This window comes from Bdellovibrio reynosensis (assembly GCF_022814725.1).
GTDB classification, from domain to species: Bacteria; Bdellovibrionota; Bdellovibrionia; order Bdellovibrionales; family Bdellovibrionaceae; genus Bdellovibrio; species Bdellovibrio reynosensis.
In genome coordinates this window covers 3454261-3473082 of the sequence record NZ_CP093442.1, presented here as the reverse complement: position 1 = coordinate 3473082, position 18822 = coordinate 3454261, and the positions used below count along the sequence as shown (strand labels likewise).

At 43.0% G+C, this 18822-nt stretch carries 25 protein-coding genes; 6 read left to right on the top strand and 19 right to left on the bottom strand.

Annotation, left to right across the window (positions count from 1 at the left end):
• Window positions 1–247: 247 nt before the first annotated feature.
• Genes MNR06_RS16230 through MNR06_RS16220 form a run of 3 tightly spaced genes read left to right on the top strand, consistent with a single transcriptional unit; the run spans window position 248 to window position 3233 of the window.
• Entirely contained in the window at window positions 248–1351 is a 1104-nt protein-coding gene (locus MNR06_RS16230; RefSeq protein ID WP_407933227.1) for a DegT/DnrJ/EryC1/StrS family aminotransferase, read from the top strand.
• The gene (gene kdsA / locus MNR06_RS16225; protein WP_243537626.1) at window positions 1351–2202 is read left to right on the top strand and encodes a 3-deoxy-8-phosphooctulonate synthase; all 852 of its coding nucleotides are present in this window, start codon (window positions 1351–1353) and stop codon (window positions 2200–2202) included. Before MNR06_RS16230 ends, kdsA begins: the two co-directional genes overlap by 1 nt.
• A gap of 35 nt (window positions 2203–2237) precedes the next feature.
• On the top strand, window positions 2238–3233 hold the full coding sequence (locus tag MNR06_RS16220; protein WP_243537625.1) for a lysylphosphatidylglycerol synthase transmembrane domain-containing protein: 996 nt from the start codon (window positions 2238–2240) through the stop codon (window positions 3231–3233).
• Here MNR06_RS16220 and MNR06_RS16215 read toward each other — a convergent pair.
• On the bottom strand, window positions 3230–4207 hold the full coding sequence (locus MNR06_RS16215; protein WP_243537624.1) for a D-glycero-alpha-D-manno-heptose-1,7-bisphosphate 7-phosphatase: 978 nt from the start codon (window positions 4205–4207) through the stop codon (window positions 3230–3232). The two genes, MNR06_RS16220 and MNR06_RS16215, sit on opposite strands and share 4 nt — an antisense overlap.
• A 140-nt stretch (window positions 4208–4347) precedes the next feature.
• Between MNR06_RS16215 and MNR06_RS16210 the strand changes: the two genes are divergently transcribed.
• From MNR06_RS16210 to MNR06_RS16200, 3 genes are all read left to right on the top strand, one after another.
• Window positions 4348–4872 carry a TIGR03546 family protein gene (locus MNR06_RS16210; protein WP_243537623.1) on the top strand — a complete coding sequence of 175 codons (525 nt, stop codon included), beginning with the start codon at window positions 4348–4350 and terminating at the stop codon, window positions 4870–4872.
• Between the two features lie 56 nt (window positions 4873–4928).
• Complete coding sequence (locus MNR06_RS16205; RefSeq protein ID WP_243537621.1) at window positions 4929–6884, top strand: TIGR03545 family protein; 1956 nt, start codon at window positions 4929–4931, stop codon at window positions 6882–6884.
• A 254-nt stretch (window positions 6885–7138) separates the two neighbouring features.
• Complete coding sequence (locus tag MNR06_RS16200) at window positions 7139–8236, top strand: hypothetical protein (RefSeq protein ID WP_243537619.1); 1098 nt, start codon at window positions 7139–7141, stop codon at window positions 8234–8236.
• Window positions 8237–8658: 422 nt separating this feature from the next.
• On the opposite strand, the gene MNR06_RS16195 is transcribed toward MNR06_RS16200, so the two are convergent.
• The 18 genes from MNR06_RS16195 to rplN form a co-directional block, all read right to left on the bottom strand.
• Complete coding sequence (locus MNR06_RS16195) at window positions 8659–9219, bottom strand: TlpA disulfide reductase family protein (RefSeq protein ID WP_243537618.1); 561 nt, start codon at window positions 9217–9219, stop codon at window positions 8659–8661.
• 509 nt (window positions 9220–9728) lie between these two features.
• Complete coding sequence (gene rplQ / locus MNR06_RS16730; RefSeq protein ID WP_330220894.1) at window positions 9729–10271, bottom strand: 50S ribosomal protein L17; 543 nt, start codon at window positions 10269–10271, stop codon at window positions 9729–9731.
• A 188-nt stretch (window positions 10272–10459) separates the two neighbouring features.
• Window positions 10460–11491, bottom strand: a complete 1032-nt coding sequence (locus MNR06_RS16185) for a DNA-directed RNA polymerase subunit alpha (RefSeq protein ID WP_256461058.1) — start codon at window positions 11489–11491, stop codon at window positions 10460–10462.
• A 23-nt stretch (window positions 11492–11514) separates the two neighbouring features.
• A complete protein-coding gene (rpsD, locus tag MNR06_RS16180) occupies window positions 11515–12141 on the bottom strand; it encodes a 30S ribosomal protein S4 (RefSeq protein ID WP_243537616.1) in 627 nt (208 codons plus the stop codon).
• 12 nt (window positions 12142–12153) lie between these two features.
• Window positions 12154–12549 carry a 30S ribosomal protein S11 gene (gene rpsK, locus MNR06_RS16175; RefSeq protein WP_243537614.1) on the bottom strand — a complete coding sequence of 132 codons (396 nt, stop codon included), beginning with the start codon at window positions 12547–12549 and terminating at the stop codon, window positions 12154–12156.
• A 14-nt stretch (window positions 12550–12563) separates the two neighbouring features.
• Window positions 12564–12938 (bottom strand): 30S ribosomal protein S13, encoded by a 375-nt coding sequence (gene rpsM / locus MNR06_RS16170; protein WP_243537612.1) that lies wholly within the window; start codon window positions 12936–12938, stop codon window positions 12564–12566.
• A gap of 2 nt (window positions 12939–12940) precedes the next feature.
• Entirely contained in the window at window positions 12941–13054 is a 114-nt protein-coding gene (rpmJ, locus tag MNR06_RS16165) for a 50S ribosomal protein L36 (protein WP_080683743.1), read from the bottom strand.
• 127 nt (window positions 13055–13181) lie between these two features.
• Window positions 13182–13817 (bottom strand): adenylate kinase, encoded by a 636-nt coding sequence (locus MNR06_RS16160; protein WP_243537610.1) that lies wholly within the window; start codon window positions 13815–13817, stop codon window positions 13182–13184.
• Window positions 13817–15145, bottom strand: coding sequence for a preprotein translocase subunit SecY (secY, locus tag MNR06_RS16155; protein WP_243537608.1), 1329 nt, complete (start codon window positions 15143–15145; stop codon window positions 13817–13819). Before secY ends, MNR06_RS16160 begins: the two co-directional genes overlap by 1 nt.
• Window positions 15145–15582, bottom strand: a complete 438-nt coding sequence (rplO, locus tag MNR06_RS16150; protein ID WP_243537606.1) for a 50S ribosomal protein L15 — start codon at window positions 15580–15582, stop codon at window positions 15145–15147. The genes secY and rplO overlap by 1 nt, the downstream gene beginning before the upstream one ends.
• 3 nt (window positions 15583–15585) lie before the next feature.
• Window positions 15586–15771 carry a 50S ribosomal protein L30 gene (gene rpmD / locus MNR06_RS16145; RefSeq protein ID WP_243537604.1) on the bottom strand — a complete coding sequence of 62 codons (186 nt, stop codon included), beginning with the start codon at window positions 15769–15771 and terminating at the stop codon, window positions 15586–15588.
• Window positions 15772–15788: 17 nt separating this feature from the next.
• Complete coding sequence (gene rpsE / locus MNR06_RS16140) at window positions 15789–16247, bottom strand: 30S ribosomal protein S5 (RefSeq protein WP_243537599.1); 459 nt, start codon at window positions 16245–16247, stop codon at window positions 15789–15791.
• Window positions 16248–16257: 10 nt separating this feature from the next.
• Window positions 16258–16623 carry a 50S ribosomal protein L18 gene (gene rplR, locus MNR06_RS16135; protein WP_243537598.1) on the bottom strand — a complete coding sequence of 122 codons (366 nt, stop codon included), beginning with the start codon at window positions 16621–16623 and terminating at the stop codon, window positions 16258–16260.
• A 12-nt stretch (window positions 16624–16635) separates the two neighbouring features.
• Complete coding sequence (rplF, locus tag MNR06_RS16130) at window positions 16636–17178, bottom strand: 50S ribosomal protein L6 (protein ID WP_243537596.1); 543 nt, start codon at window positions 17176–17178, stop codon at window positions 16636–16638.
• 7 nt (window positions 17179–17185) lie between these two features.
• Window positions 17186–17575, bottom strand: a complete 390-nt coding sequence (gene rpsH, locus MNR06_RS16125; RefSeq protein WP_243537595.1) for a 30S ribosomal protein S8 — start codon at window positions 17573–17575, stop codon at window positions 17186–17188.
• 8 nt (window positions 17576–17583) lie between these two features.
• The gene (gene rpsN, locus MNR06_RS16120) at window positions 17584–17889 is read right to left on the bottom strand and encodes a 30S ribosomal protein S14 (RefSeq protein ID WP_243537593.1); all 306 of its coding nucleotides are present in this window, start codon (window positions 17887–17889) and stop codon (window positions 17584–17586) included.
• 12 nt (window positions 17890–17901) lie between these two features.
• Window positions 17902–18441, bottom strand: a complete 540-nt coding sequence (rplE, locus tag MNR06_RS16115) for a 50S ribosomal protein L5 (protein WP_243537592.1) — start codon at window positions 18439–18441, stop codon at window positions 17902–17904.
• Between the two features lie 11 nt (window positions 18442–18452).
• Window positions 18453–18821 (bottom strand): 50S ribosomal protein L14, encoded by a 369-nt coding sequence (gene rplN, locus MNR06_RS16110; RefSeq protein WP_011165342.1) that lies wholly within the window; start codon window positions 18819–18821, stop codon window positions 18453–18455.
• Window position 18822 lies beyond the last annotated feature (1 nt).

The following is an 18822-nucleotide window of genomic DNA, read 5'->3' as shown; positions in this document are numbered from 1 at the left end:
ACAACCTCCGAATGAAGTTCGTATCTCTAGCACTTTCGCTTGTGAGGGTGTAATTAATGTCACAGCATGGCTCGAGTCGTCAAAAAAAATGAGGCTTTTTGTAAACATCTTCCGTGTTACTTTAACCACACTGGCCCTAAAAGGTTTCGACCCAAAGCCGTAAAAGCGTGTGTAGATGGACTTTTCATATGCAAAAGTTCATACTTTGCCCATTAGTAATCAACTACTGGAGGCCTTCACAATGTCCATTCCTTTTATCGATCTTAAAGCGCAATACAAAGCCCTAAAAACTTCAATCGATTCCCGCATTCATCAAGTTCTTGAACATGGTGTTTACGTCAATGGACCTGAGGTTGTTGAATTAGAAAAAGCTCTTGCTGCTTATGTCGGCACAAAACATTGTTTAACTATCGCCAATGGAACAGATGCATTGTGGGTTCCGTTGATGGCTTTGGGAATCGGCCAAGGTGATGAAGTTATCACAACTGCTTTTTCTTTCATCGCAACTGCGGAAGTGATCGTGCTTGCTGGCGCAAAACCAGTTTACGTAGATATCGATCCTAAAACTTTCAACATCGACGTTAACAAAATTGAAGCAGCCATCACTCCAAAAACTAAAGCGATCATGCCGGTGTCTTTGTACGGTCAAATGGCTGACATGGATAAAATCAATGCTATCGCGAAAAAGCACAACCTTCACGTGATTGAAGATGCTGCACAAAGCTTCGGTGCTAAATACAACAACAATCGCAGCGGCAGCATGTCTATCGCAACTGGTACAAGCTTCTTCCCTGCTAAGCCTCTTGGTTGCTATGGTGACGGCGGTGCGATCTTCACAAACGACGACAACTTGGTAAAAGTAATCAAAGAAATTCGTGAACACGGTTCTGAATCTCGTTACTATCACACTCGTCTAGGCATCAACGGTCGTCTTGATACTATCCAATGCGCGATCCTTCTTGCCAAAATGGACAGATACGATTGGGAATTGGATCAACGTCAACGCGTTGCTGATCGTTACAACGACGCGTTTTCTTCAATCAAAGCTGATGGCTTCTCGACTCCGTTTGTTGCTACTAACTGCAATTCTGCTTGGGCTCAGTACACATTGACTGTAAAAGACCGCGCAGCCTTCCAAAAGAAAATGACGGATGCTGGTGTTCCAACATCGATCCACTACCCGCGCATCATGCCAGATCAACCTTGGTACAAAACTCACACAGCGGATCCAAACCAAGAACTTCCAGTTGCTCGTTGGGCTGCTGAACATGTTATCAGCTTGCCGATTTATCCTGACATGGATGATGCAACTCAAGATAAAGTGATCGCTGCAGTTAAAGGGGCATTTTAATGAATACAGGATTCGGTCCTTTAGCAAAACCCGTCGTTCTTAAAAACGGCAACGAAACCATCACCTGGGGTGATGGCAAAAATTTCGTTCTTTTTGCGGGACCAGATATTATCGAAGACGAAGGCATGGTGCTTGAGACTGGTAAAGAAATCCAGCGCATCACGAAAGCTTTGGGCATTCCTTGGATCTTGAAATGTTCTTTCGATAAAGCCAACCGCCAAAGTGCCGCAAGCTTCCGCGGCCCTGGTGTAAATTCAGCGCTGAAAAGTTTAGAAAAAATCAAAGGCGAGCTGGGTTGTGCTTTATTGACAGACGTTCACGAAACAATCCAAGTAAAAGAGACTGCGGAAGTTGCAGATGTTTTGCAAATCCCAGCCTTCCTTTCACGCCAAACAGATCTTTTGGTTGAGACAGCTAAAACTGGCAAAGTGATTCACATTAAAAAAGGTCAATTCCTTGCACCTTGGGATATGAAAGCTATTGCCGCTAAAGCTGTGAACGCTGGCAACGACAAAATCTTGCTTTGTGAACGCGGAACTACATTCGGCTACAACCGCCTTATCAATGATATGACGGGTTTAGTTGAAATGCGTCGCCTGGGCTTCCCAGTGATCATGGATTGCACTCACTCAACACAGCTTCCAGGTGCCACTGGCGAAAGCAGTGGTGGTCGTGGTGACATGGTATGGCCGTTGGCTCGTGCTGCTATGGCTGTGGGTGTTGATGGTATTTTCTTAGAGACTCATCCAAATCCTGAAAAGGCACTTTGTGATGGTCCTACTTCATTGCCACTAAAAAATCTTGAAACAGTTTTAACGAACTTAAAAAAGATTTGGACAACCCATTTCTAGTAGAGTTCCCGCGCAATTTCATATAAGACTGAACCATGGTTAAGCATTCAAAAAAGCTCCTGGTTCAGTCTTTAAAACTGCTGGTTTCAGCAGGCATCATCTTCTGGCTGATCCAATCTGGTAAACTTAATTTCGCAGCTTTAAAAAACTTGCTGGCCCCGGGGCCGGCTTGTCTTGCTTTGATCTTGGTTTTTTTAAATTTGTACTTTGCTAGCGAACGCTGGCGCATTCTTATTCGCTCACAAGGATTACCAGCTTATTCTTGGCCCGTTTACAAGCTAAGCCTTATCGGAGCTTTTTTTAACTTCGCTATGCCCGGAGGCGTGGGTGGCGACGTGATTAAGGCGTATTACTTCACACGCGAAAATCCTGGCAGCAAAGTGGTGGCAGTGACAAGTGTCTTGATGGACCGTGTTCTGGGACTTTTTGCAATGCTATTAATGGCTTTGCTTGTGATGATTTACGATATAAAGCACATCCTTAATATTCCTGTTCTTCTGACTTTGTTTTACATTATCGCCGGTCTTAGCTTTGGCTTTTTAATAGCGCTTTCTTTGATTTTTTCACAAAAAATTTATGCAAACGGAATGCTTACTAAGATTATTAACAAGCTTCCCCTATCGCATAAATTTTCAAAGCTTTATGAAAGCATGCACCTTTACGGTCGCGATGGAAAAAGATTCGCCCAAGTCATCTTCTTAAGCTTTTTTGGCCAACTATGTTCTATTATGTTTTTGTATCTGGCAGGAACCATGGCCGGTTTTTCTGCGGTTCCTTTAAAGACTTATTTCCTTGTCGCACCTTTGGGATTCATGGCGACGGCCATCCCGATTTCTCCTGCAGGCATTGGCGTCGGACAAGCTGCTTTTTATTTTCTATTTAATCTTTATACGGGTACTGAAAGTGAATTAGGTCCCACGGTCATCACGGCTTTCCAAGTAGGAATTTTTCTAGTCAGTCTTTTGGGCGCTTTCTTTTACCTGCGCCGAAAAGATAAAATTGAACCCGCTAAGATTGAAGAAGCAGGCTAAAGCGAAACGTCGCTGAACTTTTCAGCGACAGAAAACTTAAACTTTTCAAATTGTTTTTGAAATTTCGCTAGCTCTGCTTTTTCTTGATCAAGTTTTGCTGAAGACAACAAATACAAGCCTTTCACGCCCGAGGCGTAGGCCGCGATTAAATCCGAAGCACTGTCCCCAACCATAATTGATCTTGAAAGATTAGGTCTTAGTTTTTCTTCGACCAGTTGAAACATGCCATTACGTGGCTTTCTAAGGCTTGCCATGCGTTCCCCGGCTGGCACTCCGCCCTCGTAGAAGGCTGCCCAAACCCACTCATCAATCCAACACCCTTGTTCTGCTAACAACTTAAGAATGCGTTGGTGTACCGCTTGATATTCAGGCCAGGTAATCCAGCCCCTGCCAAGGCCTGATTGGTTAGTGACAACGGCTACCCAATATCCCAACTGATGGGCCTTGTTAATCAACTCTGTTATGCCTGGAAAAAGCTCTACCTTTTCAGGATCTTTATTATAAGGAACGTTCTTCACCACGACATCATCTCGGTCTAAGAACAGACAGGGAGCCTGGGATGAACTTGCAAACTCTTGCAGTGGCTGGACTTGGTTCCACTTCGCAGACAGATTACTTACAAGATGCTTCCATTCATTCAGACTTGCACTCGTCCAGATATAATCAGTGTGCAGGACCTTATCCATCTTATCAGACTGGGCAATCACCCATCGCTGCCCTTGCACGAAAGGATTCAGCTCTTCAATCAGAGTTTGTTGGGATTCAAAGAATATAACAAGGTCCTGGGATTTAGTTTGAAAGGCACGGCGGCAAAGTTGTTCTTTGGAACGCACCACAAAGGGCACCATTCCATGGCAATTTTCTGTAAGCGCTTGAATCCACCCGCCTTGAAAAGAAGGGGCCTTATCGGAAATAAACACCAGGCTGCCGCCGATTTGTGTGGTTTGCAGAATTAATGTTTCCCACTGCATCATCTTACTTCCTTAAAAGCTAGTGTCATAAACCAGAACCAGTGCCCTCAATTTACGTCAACTTGCTTGACCTGTCCTCGGGTTTCTACTTGCCGCCTTGCATTTATACTTATTAGAATTTTGTTCGTAGATGGAGGAAACCCATGACCCTTTTGCTGAAGCAAATTTTCGCGTTCTTTCGACTTCTTAATTCCGATACTGGAACTAATCAATTGGCAGCGGGACTTTCCCTTGGATTGATTTTAGGCTTTGCACCGTTCTTTTCGATCCAAACCCTTTTAGTGTTTGCGATCATTTTCATTTTCAGGGTGCAATTGGGTGCAGCTTTTCTGGCTGCTTTCTTTTTTAAATTCGTCGCTTTTTTATTCGATACTCCGGCACACTACCTGGGAAAGTCCGTTTTAGAAAACGAATCCCTGCGCCCCCTTTTCACGACAATGTACAATATGCCTTTAGTACCTATGACCCGTTTTAATAACTCGATCGCCATGGGTTCAATGATTGTTTCTTTAATCCTGCTTCCTTTTGCTTACTTTGGTTTCAAAGTGGCGATCATTAAGTACCGCGCCACTGTTGTTGCACGCTTTAAAAGTTCAAAATTCTGGAAAGCCTTCACCGCTACTAAATTTTATAACTGGTATCTTACTTACGAAAAACTTTACGGCTAGATTTTGCCCGACTTTGACTTAGCAGCTTTGAATAAAAATTTTTCGAGGAAACTTTCATGACGACAACCAACCAAGAAAACAGCAGCAAACCGCAAAAGAAAAAAGGCATCATCCGGTGGGAAGCAATCATCCCATTTACAATCATCTGTGCGATCATTGGCCTTTATTTCCATTTCTTTTTTGATGCACATTTAAAAGCAGGAATGGAATGGGTGGGTTACAAAGCCGTTGGCGCTGAAGTCAACATCGCTAAAGTAGAAACCAGTTTCTTTAATGCAAGTTTGCGCATCCAAGGCATTGAAGTAACGAATGCAGAACAGCCTACCCACAACTCGATCAACATCGGTGACATTCGCTTTTCAATGTTATGGGATGCCTTGTTACGCGCCAAAGCCGTTATCAATGAAGCTGCCGTGGAACAAATCGCGTTTGGCGTAAAAAGAAAATATCCAGGCAAAGTGAAACCGCCGGAACCTCCATCCTCCGAACCCGGCATGGCAGAGCAATTAAAAGAACAGGCCTTAAAAGAAGCCCAACAACAGACCGGGGAAAATATTCTTGGCGATATTATTGCGATGTTGGGTGGAAGTGATTCCCAAGCCCAAGTTGATAAGTTGCAAGCGAAACTTGCTTCAAAAGCGATGATCGAAAAATTCCAAGTCGATCTTACTGCAAAACAAAAAGTGTGGGACCAAAAGATTAAAGCGCTTCCGCAAGAAAAAGATGTTCGTGCTTTGAATGAACGTTTGAATAAAATTAAATATCAAGACTTTAAAACTCCGCAAGAGCTTCAAACGTCTTTACAGGCCCTAGACAAAGTTCGTAACGATGGCGACGCCATGGTCAAACAGGTTCAGGCCACTTCTACCGAACTGCAAGCCGATCTAAAAGCTTTCGAGCTGCAATATAAAGAGATCGACAAGCAAGTGAAGGCCGACATCAAAGCCTTAGAACAGCACTTCCGCATTCCTAAGTTTGATGCCAAGGCGATTACTATGGGTGTTTTTAATCATTACCTTGGACCCTATAAAGCGAAGTTTTACAGGTACAAAGCTATGGCGGATCGCTACATCCCGCCTGGATTAAAAAAGAAAGATCCCGCGGATGATGCGATTCCTATTCAACCTCATCCTCGCGAAAAAGGTATTTCTTATGAGTTTGGTCGCTTAAATGCTTATCCATTATTCTGGATTAAAAGAACGGCTGTAAGCTCTCAAGCTGGTACGACGCCTGAAGCTGGGAATATTAAAGGTGAGATCCTGGATATCACCTCTAATCAAAAGGTCACGGGTCGTCCGACAGTGGCTTCTTTATCGGGCGATTTCCCGGGTAAAGAGATCTTTGGCTTCCTTGTGAAAGTTTCCTTGAACAATATCAAGCCCGAAAGCGAAATCGACTATGTGTTCAAAGTCGGTTCTTATTCCATCTTAGCAAGACAGCTTGTTAACTCTCCGGACGTACAGATCGGGTTTAACCGTGCGACTGGAAGCCTAGGAGTTGAAGGAAAAATCGTGGGCCTGAAACAGGTTTCCGTTAGCATGAATAACACGTTTAATAAGATTGATTACTTGGTTTCTTCTAAAAATGAAATTGCTGATCAAATTTTGAAAGCGGTTTTTGCCGGAATCCCAGAAGTGAATCTGACAGTTACTGGTGAAGGCGTGATTCCTAATGTTCCACTTTCCATCAATTCTAATTTAGGACTGGAACTGCAAAAGGGCTTTGAAAAACAGATACAAGCCAAGATAGACGAGGCTCGTAAGAAAATCGAGCTGATGGTTGAAGAAGAGATCGGCAAACAAAAGAAACAAATCGATGCGCAGATGGCTCAACTGCGCACCCAACTAGATGGCGAAGTTAAAAAAGTTCAAGCGCAGCTAGAAGATGAAAAGAAAAAAGCTGAAGCCCGCGCAGACCAAGCTAAGAAAGATGCTGAAAGCCGCGGCAAAAAACAACTTGAAGGCGAAGCGAAGAAAGCTGCTGAAGAGTTAAAGAAAAAATTTGGTTTCTAGAAATTGCCTGAAGGCCTCTGAGTAAGAGGCCTTTTTTATTTCCTCGTTTCATTTTTTAAAAATACGTCTACTTCTAGTTTTTTAAAATCTGTAAAACTTGTTCTAAACGAAATGTCGAAGCTCTTTGCAGGACCTGCTTAATTCTTCGACATATTATCTAACTTACTGTTATCACTTCAAAATTTTCGTCGCTTTTTGGGTCCTGCCTCTTTTTTTTGCAAAGGTTTTCATGTTAGCCTGACGATGAGGTGTATATGAAAGCTTTAATTCTAAATTCCAAATTAGTTTTAAGCTGTGTGATTGCCACCCTTTCCACGGCTTGTGCGAAGATTGAATTCGCACCCGTTCCAGAGCAAGAAGCAGCTTCTGTGGTTCCTGCTCCCGCCCCGGCTCCGTCGAAAACAATTTCTTCGACAGAGGTTGTTGCCTATGGGAACAAGCAAGTGGATTTCCTATTAGTCTTAGATGATTCCAACTCGATGCTACCTGAACTCAAAAAACTCGCAGCTAGAATGTCCAGCTTTGTGAACTCTTTAGATGCAAGCAACATTGATTGGCAAATGTGTTTGACGACAACCAGAGGTTCCACATCAAACGGTTCTCTAATCTATGGAGAACCTCAGCCATGGAAGAACTACAACGCAGCGGCAGGGACGCCGTCTTATTTACTTAAAAAAGGTACGGCGAACTTAAACCAGATTTTTACTTCAACGGTTGATACTTTAGCTATCGGTGGAAATAATTCGGGCGACGAACGCGCTATTAAGGCGACTTACGAAAACTTTGGTGAGCTTGCAAGCCACAGCTGTTACCGCCCGGGTGCTGCGATTTCTGTCATTGTTATTTCTGACGAAGACGAAAGATCTTTGGGTGGAGATGTTCGCAACAAAAAACCAAATGATACGGATTCAGCTTTTCAGCCCCTTGAAGAGGAAGATAAGCCAGCAAATCTGATCGCGAAGGCAAAGTCGACGTTCGGTGAAGATGTGCGTTTCACTTTCAGCTCTATCATTGTGAAACCTGGTGATAAAGTCTGTGAAGCTGAACAAGATAAAGATCCATCACCAAGCCACGCCGGCAACGTTTATGCTGAAATGTCCCGTTTGTCTGACGGTGGCATTGGAAGTATTTGTGATGCTGATTACAGCGGGAACTTGAATACTTTTAAAGACAAAATCGTAAATTCACTATCTTCATTGAACTTGGCCTGTGAACCAGACCCGAAAACTTTAAAAGTCAAAGTGGATGGAATCCCAGTTCCTGGTATCAAAGTCGACGGCGCAATTTTGAAGTTCACGTATGCTTTGGTTGAAGGCACGCAGATCGACTTGATGTACGACTGTAAGGATTAGTCTTTCCGCAGACGGCGACATGCCGTCTATACAATCTTGAGTATTTAATGAAAATCCCGGTTGCTACCGCATCGGTGGTGACTAATGTAGTTTCAGCAGGATTTACCACCGCTCCGGTGGTAACCATTGCAGAATTCACAGACTCACTACCGCTCCGGTAGTAACCATTGCAGAATCCCCAGATTCACCACCGCTCCGGTGGTAACCATTGCAGGTTCCGCAGACTCAACACCGCTCCGGTGGTAACCATTGCAGAGTTCACAGACTCACCACCACCCCGGTGGCAACTATTGAAGAATCCACGAACTCACCAGCAGATATCGTGGTCGTATCATTATCTAATATTACCGCTAGATCGGAACATTGCCTGCCTGCGGATATTTCCCTGGCTTTCACAATAGTGGTTCGATGGACTCTGAACCTTACTTGGCGATAAGAGCTTTCATATAATCGATAGAATCTTTATTGTACCAATCAATGGTTCCCACGATCTTTTTCACGAGCTTCTGATCTTTTCCAACCACTAAAGATTCCGGCAGGCGCGCCACCTCGAATCGTTTCATCAGACTGCGGTCTTCATCGTACACGATTTTGATGTTTTCGGTCTTAAGCTCTGGGAAAGACTTTAAGAACACATCAATGTCTTCCCTGCTGCTATCCCCAGAAATCGCAATGAGTTGAACGTCACCTTTAAATTCTTTTACTAGCTTAATCAAAGAGGGAACCTCTTCAATACAAGGTGTGCACCAAGAGGCCCAAAAATTAAGAATAACCACTTTGCCGGTAAGCGCTTTGAAATCCACTTCGTTACCATCAAGATCTTTAGTAACAAACGAAGGGACGCCTTCAGTCTCCATAGCCGCGACTGAAGCCACTGTTGAATTTGCACTTGTGCTCTTCTTACCAAATAAAGCGTTATAACCAGCTACCAAAATGACAGCCACTACTAGAACGATAATCAAAGCTTTTACGTGCAATTTCATTAAACCCTCTTCAGTCCGTGAGTACTAAAATGACTACTCAGACTAGCTAATGTCAATGGAAGCATAGTCAAATCCTGATACAAATGGATCACTGGAACCTTATTTAGAATTGAAAGTTAGAAAGAAGACTGGAGAGTTAGAGCTATGAGCCAAGAACTTGGAACTTGGTGTTTAGAACTTAGAGTTTAAAGTTTAAAGTTCAGAGTTCAAAGTTCTGAGTTCAGAGTTCTTAGTTCAGACCCGACAGCTAAGAATAAGAATAAGAATAAGAATAAGAATAAGAATAAGAATAAGAATAAGAATAAGAATAAGAATCAAGCATCAAGCATCAAGCATCAAGCATCAAGCATCAAGCATCAAGCATCAAGCATCAAGCATAAGAAACAGAAACTAAGAATATAAAGTAAAGGTTCAAGAAACATATAAAAGTTACCAGATACAAAAAGAAAAAGGGCCCTGGTTTCCCAGAGCCCTTTTTTTTAATTTTACTATTTTAAAAACCCGGAAGATTAAGCGCGTGAAGCAGCTCTATCTTTCTTTTGGATTTTCTTAACAGCTTTTTTCTTAGCAGCTACTAGTTTAGTAGAAGCTTTTTTAGCTGTTTTTTCTGCTTTAGGAGCTTTGTCAGCTGCTTTACCTTTTGCTGCTTTAGCAGGTTTAGCAGTTTCTTTAGCTTGTCCTTTAGCTTCGAAATCATAGTCTACGAACTCAAGGAATGCCATCTCAGCAGTGTCACCTGGGCGACGACCGATTTTGATGATACGAGTGTAACCACCTGGGCGGTTAGCAAAACGTGGAGCAAGGTCCTTCATGATAGTTTGAACTGCTTCTTTGTTTGGGTAACGAGAAAGCAACAAACGAGTTGTAGCCAAATCACCTTTTTTACCAAGAGTGATAGCTTTTTCAACGTGACGGCGAGTTTCTTTCGCACGGTCAACAGTTGTAGTGATACGGCCGTGCTCGATAAGAGAAGTAACTAAACCTCTCAAAAGAGCTTTTCTAGGGCCAGATTTACGATCGAAATGTTTTACTCTTCTTCTGTGTGAACTCATTTTGTTCTCCGGTTTTTACACACTGACCGTATTAGGTATCAGTACATAGGACACTATGATCAGTGTCACATTTTAAAGGCTCCGTGCCTCTGCAACCCTTGTGGGCCGCGTGAACTACCATTCTGGTATAAAAAGCCCTTTCGGGCTTTTTTTGTTTCGGGTCTTTCTTTTGGAAAGACCCTATTCAATTACTGTTGGGTCTCTCTTTTTTGAGGTGGTTGGCTTGGATCCCAACCAGCTGGAGGCCAGCCTTCGATTTTCATACCGAGGCCAAGTCCCATCTCACCCAAAATCTCTTTGATTTCGTTAAGTGACTTACGACCAAAGTTTTTCGTTTTAAGCATCTCTGCTTCAGAACGAACAACTAATTCACCGATGTAACGGATGTTAGCGTTTTTCAAGCAGTTAGCTGAACGAACAGAAAGCTCAAGGTCATCCACAGAGCGGAAAAGGTTCTCGTTCAAAGAAGGAGATCCGATTTCGCGTGCTTCTTCCGCAGGCTCCATTGTTTCGTCGAAAGTTAAGAAGATTTGTAGTTGTTCTTTCATGATTTTAGATGAAAGAGCTACAGATTCTTCTGGCTTAAGAGAACCATCTGTCCAAACTTCAAGAGTCAAAGCATCGTAGTCAGTTCTTTGACCAACGCGTGCATTTGAAACGTTGTAGTTAACTTTTCTGATTGGGCTATAAAGAGCGTCAACGCCGATAAAGCCAACAGGAAGGTCAGTTTCTCTATTCTCAACAGGTACATATCCACGACCGAAACTTACAACGATTTCGGCGTTAAAATTCGCGTTACCACCCAAAGTAGCGATATGTAGATCTGGGTTCAAAACTTCGATCTTATCAGTAGTTTGAATATCTGCTGCAGTTACTTTACCTGGACCTTTTTTGTTGATCTTCAAAGTAACAGCGTCAGAAGTGTATTGTTTAAAGCGAACTTCTTTAAGGTTCAAGATGATGTCAGTAACATCTTCCAAAACGTCAGGGATAGTTGTGAACTCATGCAACACGCCTTCGAATTTAACAGCTGTAATTGCAGAACCCATCATTGAACTAAGAAGAATTCTTCTTAGGGAGTTACCAAGAGTAACCCCGAAACCTCTTTCGAGGGGACGGATAATGAATTTAGCGTAGTCATCACGAAGAGTGTCACGATCAACCTCAAATCCCTTTGGTTTGATCATTTCTCTCCAAAACTTATAATAATGCTCTTGCATGGCGGCTCCCCCGAGAAGTTAAATTATCTTGAGTAGTATTCAACGATCATGTTCTCTTCAACTGCTACAGTTACGTCTTCACGTGCTGGAAGATCTTTAACAGTACCAGAGAATTTCGCATGATCAGCTTCAAGCCATGCTGGAACAGAGCGTCTAGCAACAGATTGAATTGCTGCTTGGATCTGAACTAGTCCACGGCTCGCTTCCGCAACTTGTACAACGTCACCTTTGTTAACAATGATGCTTGGAATGTTAGCTCTCTTACCATTCAACAAGAAATGATTGTGTTTAACAAGCTGCCTTGCTTCACGACGAGAGTTAGCATACCCCAAAGAGTAGACAACGTTATCAAGTCTTGTCTCGAGGAACTTAAGAAGCGCAGTACCAGTCAATTCTTTTGAACGGTTGGCTTCAGATACATATTTTACAAATTGTTTTTCAGAAACACCGTAGTATCTCTTAGTTTTTTGTTTTTCACGCAATTGAAGTGCAAATTCAGAGAACTTCAAACGAGATTGACCATGTTGTCCTGGAGGATAAGGTCTTCTTTCGAAAGAACACTTATCAGTGTAACAACGGTCACCCTTCAAGAAAAGTTTTACGTTTTCGCGACGGCAAAGCTTACAAACGGATTCGTTAATGCAGCTCACGATATACTCCTATTAAATTCTTCTACGCTTAGGTGGACGGCAACCGTTGTGAGGTACTGGAGTGATGTCTTTAAGAGACAAAATTCTCATACCTGTAGCAGCTAGTGCACGGATTGCAGGTTCACGACCAGCGCCTGGACCTTTAAGATAAACGTCCACAGATTTCATTCCTGCTTCCATTGCTTTTTTTGCAGCGTCTTCTGCCGCAACTTGAGCTGCAAATGGAGTACCTTTACGGCTTCCTTTGAAACCAAGGTGACCCGCAGATGACCAAGAGACTGTAGCTCCGTTTGGATCAGTCATAGTAACGATAACGTTACCGAATCCAGCAGAGATGTAGCAGTTCCCTTGAGGAACGTTTCTTTTAACTTTTTTCTTAGCAACAACTTTTTTATTATCAGTGTTCATTTGCTACCTACCGATTAAACGGCTTTTTTCTTGTTAGCTACCGTCTTCTTAGGACCTTTACGAGTACGAGCGTTAGAACGAGTGTTCTGACCACGTACAGGCAAGCCTTTACGATGACGGATACCGCGGAAGCAGTTTAGATCCATAAGACGTTTGATCGACAATCCGATTTCACGACGCAAATCACCTTCAACTTTGAAGCTTTGCTCGACGATGCCACGGATTTTAGCGATATGCTCATCAGTAAGACCTTCAGTTCTTAGCTCATGAGAAATGCCAACTTGCTTACAGATCATCGCCGCGCGAGCGCGTCCGATGCCATAGATGTAAGTCAAAGCGATTTCAACTCTCTTATTTCTAGGTAAGTCGACACCAAGAATACGTGCCATGATTAACCCTGCCTTTGCTTATGTTTAGGGTTTTCGCAGATTACGCGAATAACGCCTTTTCTTTTAATAACTTTGCATTTGTTACAAATTTTCTTAACTGATGGTCTTACTTTCATAATGTCTTCCCATACGCTTAGTTTCACCCCCAAAAAAGGGATGAAAATTCAGCAAAAACACGAACGCGGTTCGGCACGCTAACACCGATAAACATTAAAGTCTAGAGATAAAAATAATACAGCCGTCTTATTTTATTATTTTTTCGATCTCTGTATAGACTTCTTCGGTGCCTCTATTGCCGTCCACTTCAATGAACTTGCCTGCTTTTTTATAATACTCTTTTAAAGGGCTTGTGAATTCTTGGTACGTTTTAAGGCGGGTTCCAATAACCTCTTCCTTATCGTCATTTCGTTGAATGACTTCCGAACCGCAAACATCACATTCGCCTTCCTTCTTGGTAGGCTTTCCGACGATATGGTAAACGGCTCCGCAATTTTTACAGACCCGTCTGCCCGTCAATCGATCCATCAAAACCTGCATTGGAACTTCTAAAAAGATAGCTTTTCCAATTGATAGGTTCATTTTTTTAAGCAATTCCTCTAAAGCCTCAGCTTGCGCTACTGTTCTAGGGAAACCATCTAAAATAATATCTTTAACACCCTTAGCAAGAACCTCTTCTACCATGCGGATAACAACGCTATCCGGCACAAGTTGTCCTTTATCCATATATCCTTGGGCTTCTTTTCCTAGGGCAGTCTGACCTTTAATCGCCGCTCTAAATAAATCACCAGTGCTGATTTGTGTCATGTTCTGGCGTTTAATAAGCAATTCAGACTGAGTACCTTTACCGGCCCCTGGGGCACCAAAGAGGATCAAATTCATTAGAACTGAACCCTTCTGCTACGGATCTTAGCTCCTTTTAGGAAGCCCTCATATTTTTGGGTGATCATATGAGATTGAATTTGCTGTGCTGTGTCTAAAGCAACCCCAACCAAGATCAACAAGCTTGTTCCACCGAAGAAGAACGGAAGGTTGAATTGGCTAGAAAGAATACCTGGAAGGATACAGATCGTAGAAAGATAGATACAACCAAGTACGTTTACGCGCTCAAGAACCTTTTGGATGTAATCAGCAGTTGTTTTACCAGCACGAACGCCAGGAATGAAACCACCGTACTTTTTAAGGTTTTCAGCAACATCGTTCGGGTTGAAAACGATTTCTGTATAGAAGAAAGAGAAGAATACAATCAAAGCAACAAACAAGATGTTGAAGATTGTGCCTGAAGGATTCAAAGAGTCCTGAAGGGCTTTCAACCAAGGAACGTTTACGAACTGAGCCATGGTCGCTGGGAACATAAGCAAAGAGCTCGCAAAGATTGGCGGGATAACGCCAGAAAAATTGATCTTGATTGGCAAGTGGCTAGAAGGAGTTTGCATAGATTGCATTCCGCCGCCGCCTTGTCTTTGTGAATACTGAACAGTGATACGACGTTGTGCCACTTCCATGTAGATAACAGCCGCGATGATCGCAACCATGAATGCAACTAGAAGAAGAACCAACGCAAATTTCATCTCACCCGTGCGCACTAGTTCGAAAAGTTGTTGTGCGCCACCAGGAATCGCCGCTGCGATACCAGTGAAGATGATCAAAGAAGAACCGTTACCGATGCCTCTTTCAGTGATTTGTTCACCCAACCACATGATAAAGCAAGTACCTGCAGTCAAAGTGATGATCGTCATGATTTGGAATGGGAGGAATGCCACAGTCGGAGCCGTAACAAGAGCACGGCCATCTGGGCTTGTCGAATTCATCAACCATGTGCTGATACCGTACCCTTGGATAACTGCCAAAGCCACAGTCGCATAACGAGTGTATTGGTTGATTTTGCGACGACCTTGTTCACCTTCTTTTTTCAAAGATTCCAAGTAAGGAATCGCTGAAGTTAGAAGTTGGAAAATGATCGATGCAGAGATGTAGGGCATGATTCCCAATGCAAAGATAGAGAACTGAGACAAAGCACCACCGGTAAATGTATTAAATAGACCGAAGATGCCTTGGCTTTGTGCTTGGAAAAATGAGAGGACCGCAGAACCGTCAACCCCAGGAGTCGGAACATGCACCCCAATTCTGTACACTGCTAACAAGGCTAGAGTGATTAGAATACGTTTACGAAGATCGGAATTCTTTGCGATACTCTCAATTGCAGACACTACTTGATTACCTCGACTTTGCCGCCAGCAGCTTCAATAGCTTTCTTAGCGCTTTCTGAAAATTTATGAGCTTTTACAGTCAAAGCTGCTTTTAGCTCACCTTTTCCCAAAATCTTAACAGCGCCTTTGGATACAAGTCCAGCAGCGTGTAGAGTTTCAGGAGTTACTTCTCCAGAAAATTTAGCAAGTTGTTCAAGATTAACAATCTCAAATTTGTTAGCAAACGCGACGTTGCTAAAACCAAACTTAGGAAGACGACGGTGCATAGGTGTTTGACCACCCTCGAAGCCTCTACGCACAGTACCACCGGTACGAGCCAATTGACCCTTGTGACCTTTGGTAGAAGTGCCACCCATACCAGAACCGATACCACGACCGATTCTTTTTGGGCTGTGCTTAGATCCCGCTTTTGGAGCTAGAGTTTTAAGCAAGCTCATGGATTACCCCTTAACTTCAACATCAATAAGATGTTGAACTTTCATAATATTGCCACGGGCTGCTGGAGAATCTTTCACTTCAGCAGTGCTACGAATCTTTCTTAGCCCTAGGCATCTAACTGCATCCTTTTGGTCTTGGGTGCATTTGTTAGTTGATCTTTTTAATGTAAGTACAAATGTTTTAGCCATTTTTGCCACCGTTCCGATTAAAGCTGTTGTTTCAACTGCTTTAAGCCGTCGATTGTTGCTCTTACAGCATTGTGAGGGTTACGAGTACCAACACATTTAGTAAGAATGTCTTTTACGCCAACAGACTCTAGAACCGCACGAACCGCACCACCGGCGATAACACCAGTACCAGGAGCAGCAGGTCTCATGATGACTTTTGCAGCGCCAAATTTACCGATTACTTCGTGAGGAATAGTGCGACCGTCTTTAAGAGCTACGGATTTAGCAGATTTCTTTGCAGATCTGCTAGCTTTACCGATAGCCTCAGGAACTTCGCCTGCTTTACCAGAGCCAAAACCTACGTCACCAGCCTTATTTCCAACAACTACTAGAGCTGCGAAAGAAAAGCGACGACCACCCTTAACAACTTTCGTTACGCGGTTGATCGCAACTACACGCTCTTCTAATTCAGCTGCTTGAGCTTGAACTTTCTCCACAGATCACTCCTTAGAAATTGAGGCCGCCCTCACGAGCGCCTTCAGCTAGAGATTTAACACGGCCATGGTATAGATATCCGTTTCTATCGAAAACCACGTTAGTGATGTTCTTAGAAGTAGCTGCTTTAGCTGCTTCAATACCAACAAGTTTCGCCATTTCGATACCAGATTTGTCGTCTTTACCAATAGAAGAAACTGCAACTAGTGTCGTGCCTTCTACGTCATTGATGATTTGCGCGTACATGTGCTTACCGCTACGGAATACGCAAAGACGAGGTCTTTCCGCAGTACCATTTACGGTTTTGCGGATTCTGATTTTCTTTTTGAGGCGATTTACTTTTCTATCGCTTGTATGTTTACTAAACTTTAATTTCATATCTTACCTCAATTATTTACCAGCCGACTTACCAGCTTTACGTCTGATATGCTCACCTGCGTAGCGAACACCTTTAGCAAGATAAGGCTCTGGTGGACGGAATGAGCGAATTTTCGCTGCAACTTGTCCAACTAGCTCTCTGCTTGCGCCAGTGACCGAAATGTTAGTTTGCTTGTCAACTTTGATTTCGATTCCTTCAGGGATATCGAAGATCACTGGGTGAGAGAAACCTAGAGAAAGCTCTAGCTTCTTGCCAGTTACGTTTGCACGGTAACCAACCCCATGAAGTTCAAGGCCCTTAGTGAAACCTTTTGTTACGCCAGTTACGGCATTTTGAATAAGCGCTCTGTAAAGACCATGCAACGCACGGCTTTCTTTAGAGTCATCTTTGCGAGTCAAAACAACTTTGCCGCCTTCTACTTTCGCAGAAATAGCTGGTTGCATACCGATTTTCAAAGAAGACTTTGCACCTTTAACGACAACTTCGTTAGCAGGTGAAACGCTTACTTGTACTGTGTTATCAAAAACAACGGGTGCTTTTCCAATACGTGACATTTTTCACCTACCAAAGTGTAGCTAGCAATTCGCCACCAAGTTTTTGGTCAGCTGCTTGCTTGCCGCTCATGATACCTTTGCTAGTGCTAAGAAGGGTCATACCCATTCCAGAACGAACAGTCGGAATCTTATCAGATTTAACATAAACTCTGCGACCTGGACGAGATACACGGTCGATAGAGCTGATTACATGGTTTCCAGCTTCGTCGTATTTCAAGTAAACACGCATGATGCCTTGTTTGCTATCTTTAGCGACTTTAAAGCTTCTGATCAAACCCTCGTTTGCAAGGATTTGAGCAATACCCGCTCTTACTTTTGAAGCAGGAAGATCCACTTTTTCGTGTTTCGCTGCTCCAGCATTTCTAATCATTGTAAGGAACTGAGAAATTGTATCCATTGTGTCCTCTACCAGCTAGCTTTCGTTACGCCTGGCAATTTACCGTCAAGCGCAAGTTGTCTGAAGGCGATACGAGATAGTCCAAACTTTCTGTAGTTACCACGAGGGCGACCAGTGATTTCACAACGAGTGATCACGCGGTTTGGATTTGTATCTTTAGGAAGAGCTTGAAGCTTTTTACGAGCTTCAAATCTTGCTTCATCAGAAAGCTTCATGTCGACAGCTTTAGCTCTAAGTTCCGCTCTGTATGCAACATACTTTGCAGATTTAGCTTTACGTTTATTATTTTTTTCAATACTTGCTTTACGAGCCAATTTACACCCCTCTTACTTTCTGAAGGGCATGCCAAGTGCTTCAAGAAGCGCTCTGCCCGCAGCGTCGTTAGTAGCAGTTGTACAGATAGTGATGTTCATACCACGAACTTTATCTACTTTATCGTAGTTAATTTCCGGGAACACGATCTGCTCTTTCAAGCCCATGTTGTAGTTACCACGGCCGTCGAAACCTTTATTTGGCAAACCACGGAAGTCTCTTACGCGAGGTAATGCCAAAGTGTTCAAACGATCCATGAATGACCACATTTTTTCTCTTCTCAAAGTCACGCGAACACCCAATGGGATGCCAGCACGCAATTTGAAGTTAGAAATAGCTTTTTTAGCTTTAGTGATAACAGCTTTTTGACCAGTGATCGAAGTGATCTCGTCAACAACAGTGTTCAAAATTTTTGGATTTTGAACTGCTTCGCTCAAGCACACGCTAAGAGTGATTTTCTCTAAGCGAGGAACTTGCATCACGTTTTTTGCGCCCAATTCTTTTTGAAGAGCGGGAGCGATCTCTTTTTTGTATTTTTCATGTAAGCGATTCATCTCATAACCCCTTATAGAACTTCCGGAGCCAAAGATACGATCTTAACGAACGACTTTGCTCTCAATTCTCTGGCAACTGGGCCAAAGATACGTGTTCCAATTGGTTCCTTAGAAGCATTGATAAGAACAGCAGAATTGTCATCGAAACGGATGTAAGATCCATCAGGACGACGAAGTTTAGCTACAGTTCTAACAACTACTGCTTTAGCAACATCACCTTTTTTAACTTTAGCGTTTGGCAAAGCTTCTTTGATAGAAACAACGATAACATCACCGATAGATGCTACACGACGTTTAGAACCACCAAGAACTTTTACGCACATAACTTCTTTAGCGCCAGAGTTGTCAGCTACATTTAGTCTAGTTTGCATTTGAATCATG

Excerpts from the sequence above, each read along its gene's own strand:
- kdsA (WP_243537626.1), top strand. The coding sequence starts at position 1,351 with ATGAATACAGGATTCGGTCCTTTAGCAAAACCCGTCGTTCTTAAAAAC.
- MNR06_RS16220 (WP_243537625.1), top strand. The coding sequence starts at position 2,238 with ATGGTTAAGCATTCAAAAAAGCTCCTGGTTCAGTCTTTAAAACTGCTG.
- MNR06_RS16215 (WP_243537624.1), bottom strand. The coding sequence starts at position 4,207 with ATGATGCAGTGGGAAACATTAATTCTGCAAACCACACAAATCGGCGGC.
- MNR06_RS16210 (WP_243537623.1), top strand. The coding sequence starts at position 4,348 with ATGACCCTTTTGCTGAAGCAAATTTTCGCGTTCTTTCGACTTCTTAAT.
- MNR06_RS16205 (WP_243537621.1), top strand. The coding sequence starts at position 4,929 with ATGACGACAACCAACCAAGAAAACAGCAGCAAACCGCAAAAGAAAAAA.
- MNR06_RS16200 (WP_243537619.1), top strand. The coding sequence starts at position 7,139 with ATGAAAGCTTTAATTCTAAATTCCAAATTAGTTTTAAGCTGTGTGATT.
- MNR06_RS16195 (WP_243537618.1), bottom strand. The coding sequence starts at position 9,219 with ATGAAATTGCACGTAAAAGCTTTGATTATCGTTCTAGTAGTGGCTGTC.
- rplQ (WP_330220894.1), bottom strand. The coding sequence starts at position 10,271 with ATGAGTTCACACAGAAGAAGAGTAAAACATTTCGATCGTAAATCTGGC.
- MNR06_RS16185 (WP_256461058.1), bottom strand. The coding sequence starts at position 11,491 with ATGCAAGAGCATTATTATAAGTTTTGGAGAGAAATGATCAAACCAAAG.
- rpsK (WP_243537614.1), bottom strand. The coding sequence starts at position 12,549 with ATGAACACTGATAATAAAAAAGTTGTTGCTAAGAAAAAAGTTAAAAGA.
- rpsM (WP_243537612.1), bottom strand. The coding sequence starts at position 12,938 with ATGGCACGTATTCTTGGTGTCGACTTACCTAGAAATAAGAGAGTTGAA.
- rpmJ (WP_080683743.1), bottom strand. The coding sequence starts at position 13,054 with ATGAAAGTAAGACCATCAGTTAAGAAAATTTGTAACAAATGCAAAGTT.
- MNR06_RS16160 (WP_243537610.1), bottom strand. The coding sequence starts at position 13,817 with ATGAATTTGATCCTCTTTGGTGCCCCAGGGGCCGGTAAAGGTACTCAG.
- rplO (WP_243537606.1), bottom strand. The coding sequence starts at position 15,582 with ATGAGCTTGCTTAAAACTCTAGCTCCAAAAGCGGGATCTAAGCACAGC.
- rpmD (WP_243537604.1), bottom strand. The coding sequence starts at position 15,771 with ATGGCTAAAACATTTGTACTTACATTAAAAAGATCAACTAACAAATGC.
- rplR (WP_243537598.1), bottom strand. The coding sequence starts at position 16,623 with ATGAAATTAAAGTTTAGTAAACATACAAGCGATAGAAAAGTAAATCGC.
- rplF (WP_243537596.1), bottom strand. The coding sequence starts at position 17,178 with ATGTCACGTATTGGAAAAGCACCCGTTGTTTTTGATAACACAGTACAA.
- rpsH (WP_243537595.1), bottom strand. The coding sequence starts at position 17,575 with ATGGATACAATTTCTCAGTTCCTTACAATGATTAGAAATGCTGGAGCA.
- rplE (WP_243537592.1), bottom strand. The coding sequence starts at position 18,441 with ATGAATCGCTTACATGAAAAATACAAAAAAGAGATCGCTCCCGCTCTT.
- rplN (WP_011165342.1), bottom strand. The coding sequence starts at position 18,821 with ATGATTCAAATGCAAACTAGACTAAATGTAGCTGACAACTCTGGCGCT.